The sequence below is a fragment of the Halalkalibaculum sp. DA384 genome (assembly GCF_043951955.1).
Classification (GTDB): Bacteria; Bacteroidota; Rhodothermia; order Balneolales; family Balneolaceae; genus JAMQKA01.
Map to the genome: position 1 here is coordinate 38,829 of NZ_JBINJE010000031.1, position 11,818 is coordinate 50,646.

Below are 11,818 nucleotides of genomic sequence, written 5' to 3' on the forward strand. Positions count from 1 at the left end.
AGATGCTGATCCCCCCAGACCTAACTAAGATATAACACTAAGAATCTAACGTTGAACAATGGCTGAATTACAATTCAGAGAAGCACTACGAGCTGCCATCGATGAAGAGATGGAGCAGGATGAAGATATTTTTGTAATGGGTGAAGAGGTCGCTGAATATGACGGCGCCTACAAGGTGACGGAAGGGCTGCTGGACAAATACGGTTCCAAGCGGATGATTGACACACCCATATCCGAGCTCGGTTTTGCGGGTATTGGTGTGGGGGCGGCGATGAATGGCCTTCGCCCCATTGTTGAGTTTATGACCTTCAACTTTGCGGTGCTGGCAGCTGACCAGATCATAAATCACGCTTCCAAAGTTCGGTATATGCTTGGGGGACAGGTCTCGGTTCCGATCGTGTTTCGCGGCCCCAACGCTTCTGCGGGACAGCTCAGCGCTACCCACTCGGTTGCCTATGATGCGATGTATGCCCATTTCCCGGGATTGAAAGTGATTTATACTTCTGAGCCCGCCGACGGAAAGGGACTGCTGAAATCAGCTATCCGGGATAACAATCCGGTGCTTTTTATGGAGTCGGAACAGATGTACGGACTCAAGGGCGAAGTGCCGGAAGATGATGACTTCACCATCCCGATCGGCAAGGCTAAAGTGAAGCGCGAGGGAAGCGATGTGACCGTGGTGGCTCATGGGAAGATGTACCACGTAGCCAAACAGGCAGCCCAGCAGATGGAAAAAGAGGGAGTGGATGTGGAGATTATCGATCCCCGCACGGTAAAACCGCTGGATATTGAGACCATTGTAAAGTCGATCCAAAAAACGAACCGGTGTGTCATCGTGGATGAATCTCACCCTTTTGGAGGACTGGCGGCGGAAGTGGGCTATCTGATCCAGCGTGAGGCGTTTGACTACCTGGATGCCCCGGTGTTGCGGGTAACACTGCCGGACACCAGCGCGCCCTTTGCTAAGAACCTGTTCGACATGTGGTTGCCGAGTGCCGACCAGGTTATCGATGCGATCAACACGGTAACATACCGCAAATAATTTTTTGGTTTATTTTCCAGGCAGGTGCCAGTCCAGGGATCTGGTAGTTGCTGCTTATCGTCTGCGATGTAAAATTAAACAAAACTATATAATCATTTAAGGTAAAACGATATGGCCATTAAAATTGAGATGCCCAAGCTTAGTGATACGATGGAAGAAGGAGTGATTGCTAAGTGGAATGTCCAGGAAGGGGATAACGTTGAATCCGGTGATATTATAGCTGAAGTGGAAACCGATAAAGCTACGATGGAGGTCGAGGTCTTTGATGCCGGAACAATCCTGAAAATTCTGGCCGATGAGGGAGATGCCGTTCCCCTTGGCGAAGCGATGGCTATTGTCGGGGAGGAAGGGGAAGATATTAGTGAACTCCTGGAGGGCATTGGTGACGGTGGGGGAACATCCGGAGATGCCTCCTCCGAATCGTCAAAAAAAGATAAGGCGTCTGCAGCTGAAGAAGAGGAGGAAAAGGAGTACGATCCATTGTTCAGCGACCTGGAGGAGGAGACTTCCTCGGGTAGTGGCAACGGGAGAATTAAGGCTTCCCCGCTGGCCCGGCGCATTGCCGAAGACAAAGGTATTGAGCTTTCCAACGTGCAGGGTTCAGGACCGGAAGGGCGAATTATCAAGCGCGATATTGAAGAGTATGAGCCGGCAGCCGCCCCGCCAGCAGCTCCCGCCCCTGCAGCCAGCCGGGAGGATGAGGAGATTCGGATCTCTCAAATGCGCAAAACTATTGCACGCCGCCTCTCCGAAAGCAAATTCACCAGTCCCCATTTTTATGAGACGATTGATATCGATGTTGATTCGCTCTTTGAAGCTCGTTCCAGGGTTAACGAGGTGAGCGAGCAAAAAATCAGTTTCAACGATATTATTGTCAAAGCCTGCGCGCACGCGCTTCGCAAGCACCCGGATGTAAACAGCTCGTGGATAGAAGAATCCAACAAGATTGTCAAGCACGGGGATGTTCACGTAGCGGTGGCAGTAGCCATTGATGAGGGACTGATGACCCCGGTGATACGCCACACCGATCAAAAGGGACTGCAACAGATCGGGGCTGAAACGCGCGAACTGGCCGAGCTCGCCCGGGACAGAAAATTGCAGCCCGAACAGATGGAAGGCAGCACGTTTACAGTCAGCAACCTGGGGATGTTTGGGATTGAGGAGTTTACCGCTATTATCAATCCACCAAATGCCTGCATCCTTGCTGTGGGAGCGATTCGCGACGAAGCAGTGGTCAGGGATGGAGAGGTGGTCCCCGGCAAGCGGATGAAGGTGACGCTTTCCAGCGATCACCGCATTGTAGATGGCGCAAAGGCAGCCCAGTTTCTGAATACACTCCGCAACATGCTGGAAAATCCGCTCGCTATACTCTTGTAGACGAAATAGTAAATCTGACCTTCTAAATAAAAGCCCCTCACTGAGGGGCTTTTTTAGTTTTCGAGAGTCTCAACGCGACCTGAGTTTCCTCAGAGGAAAGCCAATCCATTATTTCCACGCTGCTGGTTTGTCTAGACTGGGTATCCACAAAAAGTCACGATAGGTTTGGTACCAGGGCCTTGTTCGAACCCCCTAGGTGTTTTAGAAAGGGCATCGTTCTCTATCCCTCCACGCCTGCAGCGGAGTGGGGATTATGAATAAGAAGGAAGGATTATGGATTTTATAGGCGAGTTTGTATGAACGGGCTATAGCACCAATACCCAATCGGAAGATTTCTGTTTGACGAGGAGATAAAAAACATCTCCCGTGCTCTAACGGCCTTGAATGCGGCGCGGAAGCCGAGGCAAAATCCAGTACAGACGCGACATGTCACGCCTCAACGAGTTGTAGAAAATAGCCTTTTTCGTATCTGTGCTTTCTAGTCAACTTTCGCCAAATAGACGATATGCCGGTTTTTAATTCTAATCCTAAAATCCTGTTGAAGACAGATTTATAGCTGATGGAAAATATAACTATTGTAAAAGACCGGTTTTAAGTGTGTATACAGGTATTTATATTATTAGAAAAAACTAATTAACATTAAAATTTAATAATATTAAGAATTTTTAATATTATACTCCTGAACTGAAAAACGGATCAGGAGAAAGGGTGATTAACAAGAATTACATACTGACTTTTCTTCTACTTACGATGGTAACGATCTGGAGCCATGCCCAGAGTACCGCCCAGGCTACCATGCGTGTTTCTGTAAAGGTAGAGAGCAGCGTCAGTGCAACCTCGGAGAGCAAACCCAACCTTATGTTTGCAGAGAACGGGGTACATGGAGAGATCGGGACAATCGCCCTGACGGGAATGGATCGAAAACAGGTGCATATCGAATCCGAAAAAGAATTGAAGTTGACCAACACGGAGGGAGACAGCGTAACGTTGTCAGTGGATATGGCCAACCAGGAAGATTCAGAACACGTTAATATCAGGTTCTCCGGAGCCGATCAGCAAAACGGGGATCGGGGATATCGCGGCATGTACAGTGGTACGCTTGTCACAACTATTGACTATTTTTAAAAAAGTAAGACAGGACTTTTCTATCCCGTATTTTCTTCCCATATAAAAAAAGGATAGAAACTGCATGGTATTTTATAAGTTCTGGATCGGTGATCGAAACTATAAATTTCTATCCCACCTCATGATTTTGTTGTTATTTAAGCGCATTTATCTCTTCTGAAAACAGAAGCTGCTAAATATTTTCGTTAGCGTCCGGTTGACAGCCGTTAGTTTTTGGGCTTTAGGATGACAATCGGTGCTATATCAGGATTTAATTGTTTAAGAGCGGCCTGGATCTCGAGGATTCGCCTCCAGCTTCCCAGGTTCTTGATGGTGATTGCGGCGCCCGGCGCGGAGCCTTTCTCAACGTCTCCACTGGGAATCCCTTCGGGAAGAACAAGGCCTGAATCCGGGTCTTCATCTGTCTCGCTGATCCTTATCTCGTAGGCAAGCTCGGTTTCCCGGAGTATCAGGGAATCGGTTTGTATGGCAGAGGTGGTTCCGAACCGGTCGGTGTTTTGCAACTGCTCAATTTTCTGGGCGGGGTCTTCCATAGTTGGATCGATTAGCAGGTAGACCTTGAACAGCTCATCAGCCGGATTTTGATAATAATTGAGTTCATACTCCAGGGTATCATTAGTCTCACTGATAAACTGCCGGGCCTCCTGTCTTGTGGTAAAAGTGGCCACCTGAACCGGAACGGACCCCTGCTTTTTATCCTGAATTACCAGTGCTGGATTATCGAAGATCGGGATTGCGCGCACTTTTGAAAGTAACTCCAGGGCTGCGTCCCAACCGGTAACGGGGGAAGAGCGCACGGCATTTAAATTTGTTTGGGGATTGAACCGGATGGAGAACGTTTGATTGAATTCGTTGCGGGCCCGCTCAGCGGCCTGGGTCGCATTTCGGTAGTACTGGTAGCTGCCAACCTGTACCACAAATTGGGTTTGGTCCGACTGCGCCCGGGGAGATTCAGGCGTATTCGTTCTTAGCGTGTCTTTTTCCGGGGCGACGGTAAACAGCAGGTTTTCAATGAAATCGCCTTCGGGAAGGGCTTTGACTTCAATATTCATCGTATCGGGTTCGATGTCTCCTCCCAGGAATTCCAGCTGGTTTGGATCCACAAACAGGTGGTACTTGCCCGGGGGCACTTCGTAGGTATAGAAAGAGCCGTCAGAAAATGTGCGGATCTCTTCGGAGTGGGGGCGACGCGACCCGGCATCCCGGTAGTTTGATTGCAGGTACAACCGAACCCCGGAAAGCCCTTTCCGCGTGCTGTCACTTCCCTGCACCTGCAGTCGTTCCACCCGGCCGGAGATCACCCCGGAAAGGTAAAACGGTATTTCGATCGGCTTGTACTGGTTGGGATCGGTGATAATGGAAAAGTTTTCTACTTCGGGAACCAGCAGGGGATTGCTGAGTGCGCTCTTGTTGATTTCGATGTCATACCGGTAGTAGGGCAGCAGCTGGGAGATGTAGTTGAGCCCATTGTTGACCGAAGTTCGTCCGCTGCTCCTGTTCAGCCGCACGGCCGGATCCCGGATCAGGTCATCCACCTCCTGCCTGTATTCCCCGTCGTTGTCGTTGTCAATAAACAGGCGCACGGCGGTGCCGGCCTGTCCCACTTGCTGCCGGTTGTTGAGGATTACCTGGTCGCCGTAACCGTCGTAGCCGACAGAGCCCCGAATATTTTGGGTCAGGGAATACTGCGAGCCGTTGGAAGTTGCAGAGGTGTTACTCCTCACGTTGTTTAAATCGATACTTACATTTAGTCCCACGGTGTTGAAATCTCCCAAAAAGTTGTGACCAAAAGAGAGCTGCAGGCGGCCGGTGCGTAACAGGTCACGGGAGAGCTGGAATTCCATCTCCTCAAACTCCCGGATACCGGGCAGATAGCTTACCTGTCCCCGTATAAACATGCCGCGGATCAAGTGCGGGATGTCGGGTCTGCGCCCCATGGAGTAGGTGTAGGAGTTGGTCAGCCGCGAAGATTGGGTGCTCACAAGAGCAAGCGTCCCTGACTGTTGATCCTGGTATCCCAAACGGATATTGAGCCTGCCCAGCCGTGTGCTGAGGTTGGCCCGATAGCGCAGCAGGCTGGAGGAGGCATTTTGCTGGTAGGTGGAAGACCAGCGAATATTGAGCGGGACCGTCCCAAGGTTAAAAAGGGTAAACAGATTGATCCGCGCCTGGTGATCGCTGCCTCCCACATTGTAAAGCCGGCTGTCACCGGGATTGTAGTCGTAGGATAGACTCCAGCTGGCCCCGCTGCCGTACACCACGCTTGAGCTGAACCGGTAGAAATTTTCCGAATTGACATTGGCGCTGACCAGGTAGTTGGAGAAAAGCCGGGCATTGAGCGTGCCGGTAAAGGAGGGCACCGTGTTGTGAAATTGGGTCAGGTATTCGGTAGAGGCCCGGGCAGTCAGCCAGTTGCTGAGTCCGGCCGAAACCGAGGCGTCAGCCATATATCCGCCGTCGGTGAACCCCAGGATCGGGTTTGTCAGTTCACCCGCGCTAACCGAGTAATCTACTTCTCCCTTCGGAATATAGTCAAATGGAACCTGCAGGCGGCTGTTGCGCTCTATTGCCTGTCCGGAAGGGGTATAGATGCGGATGGAATAACTGGTACTCCCGTAGGTAAGCGGCACCACAAAGCGATAATTGCCGCTTTCATCGGCTTCCTGGTAATCCACCAGGCTATTATTCAGGTAGAGCTCAACTTCCGACTGGGGCGTGGTGTTGCCGTCGATGGCGTAGCGGTCAAAAAGGCGGCGGGGCTCAACAGGTTTATTGGTGACCCGCACCCCGCGTATGGAACGCTGGCCGAACCCCTCGGAGTTGGTCTGCCCGACAACCGCACTGCTGAAATAGCTGTTGTTTCGCTGAACGTAGCGCCACCGCAGGCCGCTGGTGGTAAATGACTGCTGCTGTTGTGAAAATGCCCCGAACAGGTTGCCCTGCAGGTCTCCGGCCAAAAGCTCGCCCCCGATCGCATTGCTGAAGGTAAACAGGGCAGAACCGCCACTGTAGACCGCAGATAGGTTGTAATCCAGAAATGCCCCGTCAACAACGTTGTGTTCGCGGTCGTAGCGCAGGGGATAGAAGGTTTGCTCGTAAAGCGGCTCGTCACGGTCCAGCTGCTGCCTGCGCTGTTCCCGCTCGTACTGGGCGACCACCGGCATGCGGTCCTCGGTCTCCAGGTCGAGGGTGAGATTGTTGAAATTTGTGGTAAAGGTGAGCCCGAAAAGCTCCTCGAAAACGGTAGGGGTTACAAAATAGTCGATGTCGGGAATGATAAAATCGTCGGCCCGCAGCTCCATTTCGGTATCCCCGGCGCGGGCCACCTGCTGCTGGAAGTTGAGCTCAAATTCAGTTTCCCCCAGGTAGCTCCCGGAAACCGTGAGCGTCCCCTGGTCAACCTGGTGTTGAATCTGTAACGCGTTGAAAAGCTCGCTGACCGGCAGGTAAAACTGGTCGTCTTTGTAATAGCTGGTAACGTAGACATTGACGATACCGCGATACCGAAAGGTTAGATAGACTTCGGTGGCCTCGGTATCACCCTCCTGGGCGTGAGACGGCGGCGCAAAGGCAAACAGCAGGATGATTGCCGTTGCCCAAACGGAGATATGTTTTATGGCCGCCCATGTTCTCACTCAATCGTTATTGTACGTTCAAAGGTGACCGGTTCTATTTGCAGCAAATTATCCTGGCTGATATCCCGGCGCTCGCTGCTCACACTCCCCGAAACAGTATAGGTGCCGGGGGAGAGATCGGAAATATCGAAACTGAACGTGCGGGTGATGGTGGTGTATACCGAATTGGTCGTGGAAGTCTCGAACACCGTTTCACCAGCCTCATTTTGCACCTGGACGCCGACCGACCCGATAAACGGGGCGTTGCCGGTCTGTTCCATGTGGACCGCTATTTCGCCGGTATTGGTACTGTCTGCCTGCGTGAAGTCGACCCCCGTTACCTCAACGCCGGTGGTGGCGTCACTGGTTCTGAAATGGGCCGAGATGACCTGGTTGACGACGAGGTTAATCTGGGCTCCGACCTGTCCTTCCTCCACCGACTCGATAGGGGGCGACACCGGGTTGGAAGAAACCTGCACGCGCGACCAGTACCCGCCGGGGTCCAGTCCCTGGGGCGGCTGGGTCACAAACCGCACGACCTGCCGCTGGTTGGGCTGAAGCGTAAAATTTTGAGGAAATACTTTCATCCAGGAGGCCAGCGATTTCTCCTGCGCCAGCAACGAATCCCGTACAATCTGCAGATCCCCGTCAACCGACGTGGGATAGCCGAACTCCGTGCTGATGGAGATCTCCTGGGCCTGCTGCCCCCCGTTGCTGATGGTCAATGAACCAAAGCGGTTCTGGCTGTCGAAAAACAGCGAGGTGGGCGCAATGCTGACCTGCGCCTGGACTTGTGTTGCGAAAAATAGCGTCGCGAAGAGAAGCGTCCCGAAAAATATTGTAGCCTGTTGTATAGGTTTTGATATGGTCTTTAACATAGCTTAATAGTTTTTAACCTGATAAATAAGGCCACAATATATAGAAAGTTGGGGTGTATAAAAAAAGCTCCAGATGATCTGTCTGGAGCTTTTTGAAGATAGAGTTAAGTTTATGAAGAGAAAGTATAATCTACTGTGAATGATACTGAACCATTATAAGTACCGTTTGTTAATGAACTTGTTGAACTATCAGTGTCATCCAAGGGATTACTCAATTCTCCACCAATCCAAATAGTGCCAGTACCGCCAAACGTATAGTCTCCTGTACCATCAATAGTTACATCTGTTCCATTCGCTTCTGCGGTGTTACTACAAGAAGAATTATTTGTTGTCGCGTCTCCATCATCGTAGCAAAGAGTTGGAGTAAAATCTATAGAGTAGCCACCATTTGTGAGTTCAGTTGCACCAGGATTAGTAACAGACAGAGTAGCTCCGTTATTACCACTGAAGACAATATATCCAATTTGGACCGTTCCGCCTGAGACACCAACTGGCGCTCCATCATCTGCAGTTGGGTCTAAAGCAGGAGTTGTGTTTTGAATATCTTGTGGAATTTGACCAAAAATAACATCTTGGGTTTTATCTTCGCTGATATTAGTTACTACTGTTGCTTCCGCATTAATTGATGAGTTTAATGTCTGACCAAAAGCACTACCACTTAATATCAGCACGAAAGCCAACGCGGGGATGAATGAGAGTAAACGTTTCATGATTTTTATGTATGTTTGTTACGGTTTAAAAAACTGTTGTTGTTGCTTGTTTCTGTCGTTAACCTAGCAAAAAGAAGCTGTTTGTAAAATTAAGATCGATTAATTAAGAATTCTTTAATATTGGGCTCTGGAGCCCGCAAGCGTACATTTATTAGGGGAAGAGCAAGTGGAATATTTTGCATTCTCGCACGCTTTTTGTCCTGTTTTCAACTCGCCCCAATGATACAGGTGGAGGTGGGATCAGGCAAGTTATAAAGCTTTAATGTAGCCCTTTTCCTTTTGGGTTTCTTCATTCGCTTTCCCTATTCATTTTTTGGACGACCAAATAACGAACCCAAAAAGGTACCGGGGGAGGTTGGTTATCAGTTATTGGTCAAACAAATAACGAATAACCACTCTACAAATAACTAAACCGCACCGCTGCTGCGCTTGTCCCGGGCGGCTTATAAACTCTGGGCCGGAAGGGAATGAAGGATTATGAATTGGGGATTATGGATTTCGAAGGAGAAAGTAGCATGAACGGGTTATAGCATCATTCCAAAACGGAAGATTTCTGTTTGACGAGGAGACAGGACAAAAATATAGATCGGCTTTTCCCGGCCTTGAATTGAGCAGGTGCCCTATTCACCGCCTGGATCTTTTAGGTTCCTTTTGGATCAAGCCAAAAGGAACACCCCGGTTGGGAAAACACTCTTTTTCCACTCAAAGAAGTATCGGGACGGGCAAAGGTTAGCTCACACAGGGAATTGTCGCTTCAGGGAGGGACGAAATGAGACACTTCCATCAATTTGATAAGTAGTGAGGAGCATGTTATCAAAACCTCCCTGTTAGCCGAAAAACGCGTTAAATGTACTCCACATTAAGTACAATGTCATTGCCGTATACGCCATCCGGCACATTGCCCAGGTTAACGGAACCGTAGATAAAAATATAGAATATGCTCCAGGGTCCCGGTCCGGGTGTGGGTGCCACCGTGATACTGCTGGTCAGTTCCGGGAGAGGCTCGGAAGTTTGGTAATTTTGAGGTGAATATCCGTAGCGCGCCTGCAGGTCCAGTGGTACAGCTTCCTCCACCGCCGGGTTATCGTGGTGCAGCTCTTCCGGCATATCAATAGAGACCACCAGGTTTTGCAGCTCAAGCGCCCGAATGCTGAATATGCCCATATTTACCGCACCAAACGGTATTTCAACCCGCCCGCTGTTGGGCGAGAGCGTCCCAAAATGCAGCGGGCGCTCCGTAGTGGCGGTAAGCTCCGAGTCGACATCCAGCTCGAGATCGAGAAACTGGCTGTACCCGTTCTCTGCCGGCGCAGTCAACAGAAACGGCAGAAAGAGCAGCACGTAAACGTACGATTTATTATTACAATTCATAATAGACACTAGTTGTCATAACTGACATAGCTTATCTCTACATTGATTTCACTGCAATAAGTGCCGGCGGCCACGTCACCGACGTCGATGTTTCCAAACAGGTAGATATATGCTGTTTCCTCCACTTTCGACTGCTCAAAGGCGTTTGTTGGCGGAGGAGGAGGTGGACCGGGAGGCAGGCTTTTGCGTTCCAGGATGGGAAATTCGAAAATATACTCGTTGTTGGAAGATACCGGCAGAAATTTGGCTTCGGAGATCAGGCGGGAGCCACCGGTATTGTCGTATGCTGCTTTAAGTTGAAAATTCAGGTCAGACATCGGGTAGCTGCCGCATCCCCCGGTTGTAGTGATGTAGACGTAGGCATCGAGGTACTTGACGCCTGTGAGTTCCACGCGGGGAATATTGTTGCTGATATCTTTTTCATAAAAACCGCTCTCGGTAATGACCTGGCCAAAATGTAATCCCTCCTGGTTGGCTACTTGTACGTCGCTAAACTGGTAGGGACCATATTTGCCGAACTCGATCTCCTGAGCGTAACCACTCCATCCGGAGGCCAGCAGGAACGCAAGTATGGAGCAGAACCGCGCTGTCATATATACTCAATTTCAAGGGTGAACTCTCCCTGGTAGTTGCCGGGTGTGGCCGTTGAAATATCTACATTTCCCCCGATCCAGAGGAAAAATTTACCATCCTGGTTGAAACGGAACTCCCGGTTTTCGATATCAAGCAGTTCGGCCGAGCCCTGGTCTTCCTGCTGGTTTCCCGCCACACGGTAGTTAAACATGAGCGTTTCGGTTCCCTGCATCCGGGTAAGTTCACGGGAGGTGAGGTAGCTGATGCGAATATCGGAATTGGGGGTGCCGTAGGCCACCATCTTGCCTGCGTTTGCACTGGTGGTGGGATCAATCTGGATCACCTCGTTGATCGCTTCATCCCCGGAAAGCTGCATCGACCGGAGGGTCAGCAGCTCAACGGAACTGATAACGTTGGCAGACACATCGATGGAAACATCGTTCCCCTGCGCGTTAACTTTGCCGGCATGGAGACCCGCAAGCAATACGCTGAGCCCGATTATGTATATGAGATGTAACCGCTTCATTCCGGAGATGATCATATTAGGATTTTATTTTGGGATAACGAACTGGAAAATCAGGGATCTGTAAGGAGAATACCAGTTATAAATTTTTAATTAAGAGATTGTAATCGCTTTTCCTGCACGTTGCTAGTGTTATAACCACTAAATTTGTTACGTAGCCAAACAGTTATGTGGGAGTACTACATCCCCCAAACCCCCTTCAAAGGGGGAGTTTTTGCCTATTGTTACGCTACTTGCTTTATTATACTTTTTAAGTGGTGAGTACACCAGCAGATGATATTACTCTAATTACGGGTAGCAAAGTATTGAAATATTCAGCGGTTTTCCATGACAATTCCGGCCATCATCGGTTGTATCGTGGCTTTTTTTCTTTTTGTCCGTACAAAAAATGAACAGGGAAGGAGGGTTAGGAAGCTTCAATAAGAAAATAGTAGTAGTTTTTTTAAAACAGAGTTGTTCTTTTTGTCTTGATCCACAAGGGACTCAAGAATCAAGAAGTTATTAACCCGAATTATTCACGAAGTAGAACAAATTACGGCTTAAGCCAATGATATTATGATATCCAGCGATAGTACCCGGTAGCTCAAATTTGGGTATCCTCACAA

The 11,818-nt window shown here is 49.6% G+C and carries 9 protein-coding genes; 3 read left to right on the plus strand and 6 right to left on the minus strand.

The window, feature by feature from the left end; genetic code table 11:
• Positions 1-58: 58 nt before the first annotated feature.
• The 3 genes from ACG2E4_RS14910 (at position 59) to ACG2E4_RS14920 (ending at position 3,544) form a co-directional block, all read left to right on the plus strand.
• The gene (locus tag ACG2E4_RS14910) at positions 59-1,042 is read left to right on the plus strand and encodes a pyruvate dehydrogenase complex E1 component subunit beta (RefSeq protein WP_395277034.1); all 984 of its coding nucleotides are present in this window, start codon (positions 59-61) and stop codon (positions 1,040-1,042) included.
• Between the two features lie 111 nt (positions 1,043-1,153).
• Positions 1,154-2,419, plus strand: coding sequence for a pyruvate dehydrogenase complex dihydrolipoamide acetyltransferase (locus tag ACG2E4_RS14915; RefSeq protein ID WP_395277035.1), 1,266 nt, complete (start codon positions 1,154-1,156; stop codon positions 2,417-2,419).
• Positions 2,420-3,169: 750 nt separating this feature from the next.
• Positions 3,170-3,544 (plus strand): hypothetical protein, encoded by a 375-nt coding sequence (locus ACG2E4_RS14920; protein ID WP_395277036.1) that lies wholly within the window; start codon positions 3,170-3,172, stop codon positions 3,542-3,544.
• A 206-nt stretch (positions 3,545-3,750) separates the two neighbouring features.
• Here the strand turns inward: ACG2E4_RS14920 and ACG2E4_RS14925 are convergent, their stop codons facing one another.
• From ACG2E4_RS14925 to ACG2E4_RS14950, 6 genes are all read right to left on the minus strand, one after another.
• A complete protein-coding gene (locus ACG2E4_RS14925) occupies positions 3,751-7,179 on the minus strand; it encodes a hypothetical protein (protein ID WP_395277037.1) in 3,429 nt (1,142 codons plus the stop codon).
• Positions 7,176-8,036: a hypothetical protein gene (locus tag ACG2E4_RS14930; protein WP_395259349.1), complete on the minus strand. Its 861-nt coding sequence runs from the start codon at positions 8,034-8,036 to the stop codon at positions 7,176-7,178. The genes ACG2E4_RS14925 and ACG2E4_RS14930 overlap by 4 nt, the downstream gene beginning before the upstream one ends.
• Before the next feature lie 110 nt (positions 8,037-8,146).
• Positions 8,147-8,746 (minus strand): hypothetical protein, encoded by a 600-nt coding sequence (locus tag ACG2E4_RS14935; RefSeq protein WP_395277038.1) that lies wholly within the window; start codon positions 8,744-8,746, stop codon positions 8,147-8,149.
• An 843-nt stretch (positions 8,747-9,589) separates the two neighbouring features.
• Positions 9,590-10,117, minus strand: coding sequence for a hypothetical protein (locus ACG2E4_RS14940; RefSeq protein ID WP_395259347.1), 528 nt, complete (start codon positions 10,115-10,117; stop codon positions 9,590-9,592).
• An 8-nt stretch (positions 10,118-10,125) separates the two neighbouring features.
• On the minus strand, positions 10,126-10,710 hold the full coding sequence (locus tag ACG2E4_RS14945) for a hypothetical protein (protein ID WP_395259346.1): 585 nt from the start codon (positions 10,708-10,710) through the stop codon (positions 10,126-10,128).
• Positions 10,707-11,231: a hypothetical protein gene (locus ACG2E4_RS14950; protein ID WP_395259345.1), complete on the minus strand. Its 525-nt coding sequence runs from the start codon at positions 11,229-11,231 to the stop codon at positions 10,707-10,709. The genes ACG2E4_RS14945 and ACG2E4_RS14950 overlap by 4 nt, the downstream gene beginning before the upstream one ends.
• Positions 11,232-11,818 lie beyond the last annotated feature (587 nt).

What these genes read in the sequence shown, in the direction of transcription:
- ACG2E4_RS14910 (WP_395277034.1), top strand. Translation starts at nt 59, where the DNA reads ATGGCTGAATTACAATTCAGAGAAGCACTACGAGCTGCCATCGATGAA.
- ACG2E4_RS14915 (WP_395277035.1), top strand. Translation starts at nt 1,154, where the DNA reads ATGGCCATTAAAATTGAGATGCCCAAGCTTAGTGATACGATGGAAGAA.
- ACG2E4_RS14920 (WP_395277036.1), top strand. Translation starts at nt 3,170, where the DNA reads ATGGTAACGATCTGGAGCCATGCCCAGAGTACCGCCCAGGCTACCATG.
- ACG2E4_RS14930 (WP_395259349.1), bottom strand. Translation starts at nt 8,036, where the DNA reads ATGTTAAAGACCATATCAAAACCTATACAACAGGCTACAATATTTTTC.
- ACG2E4_RS14935 (WP_395277038.1), bottom strand. Translation starts at nt 8,746, where the DNA reads ATGAAACGTTTACTCTCATTCATCCCCGCGTTGGCTTTCGTGCTGATA.
- ACG2E4_RS14940 (WP_395259347.1), bottom strand. Translation starts at nt 10,117, where the DNA reads ATGAATTGTAATAATAAATCGTACGTTTACGTGCTGCTCTTTCTGCCG.
- ACG2E4_RS14945 (WP_395259346.1), bottom strand. Translation starts at nt 10,710, where the DNA reads ATGACAGCGCGGTTCTGCTCCATACTTGCGTTCCTGCTGGCCTCCGGA.
- ACG2E4_RS14950 (WP_395259345.1), bottom strand. Translation starts at nt 11,231, where the DNA reads ATGATCATCTCCGGAATGAAGCGGTTACATCTCATATACATAATCGGG.